Origin of the sequence: Larkinella soli, from assembly GCF_003703975.1 — a bacterium.
Lineage (GTDB): Bacteria > Bacteroidota > Bacteroidia > Cytophagales > Spirosomataceae > Larkinella > Larkinella soli.
Window position 1 is genome coordinate 1 of the sequence record NZ_QTJY01000064.1, and the last position, 676, is coordinate 676.

Here is a 676-nt window from a genome sequence, read left to right on the forward strand (position 1 = left end):
TCGATCCTTAAAAATATACAGCCGATAAGCGTGGGCGTTTGAGGCGAACAGCCAAGTTCTTTGGAACTCGGCTCTTTGAAGCCAAAAACGCTCATGAGAATAGAAGTGAAGTTCACTTCAATTCCGTTTTTATGAGTTAGTCGAAAGACTTTAAATTTCAAGATCGAACTGTAGAGTTTGATCCTGGCTCAGATTGAACGCTGGCGGCATGCCTTACACATGCAAGTCGAACGGTAACAGGTCTTCGGACGCTGACGAGTGGCGAACGGGTGAGTAATACATCGGAACGTGCCCAGTCGTGGGGGATAACTACTCGAAAGAGTAGCTAATACCGCATACGATCTGAGGATGAAAGCGGGGGACCTTCGGGCCTCGCGCGATTGGAGCGGCCGATGGCAGATTAGGTAGTTGGTGGGATAAAAGCTTACCAAGCCGACGATCTGTAGCTGGTCTGAGAGGACGACCAGCCACACTGGGACTGAGACACGGCCCAGACTCCTACGGGAGGCAGCAGTGGGGAATTTTGGACAATGGGCGAAAGCCTGATCCAGCAATGCCGCGTGCAGGATGAAGGCCTTCGGGTTGTAAACTGCTTTTGTACGGAACGAAAAAGCTTCTCCTAATACGAGAGGCCCATGACGGTACCGTAAGAATAAGCACCGGCTAACTACGTGCC

General features: G+C 51.0%; 1 rRNA gene. It reads left to right on the top strand.

Features of this window, described 5'->3' with window-relative positions:
- Nucleotides 1-165: 165 nt before the first annotated feature.
- Nucleotides 166-676, top strand: a 16S ribosomal RNA gene (locus tag DX909_RS29340); the annotation flags it as partial.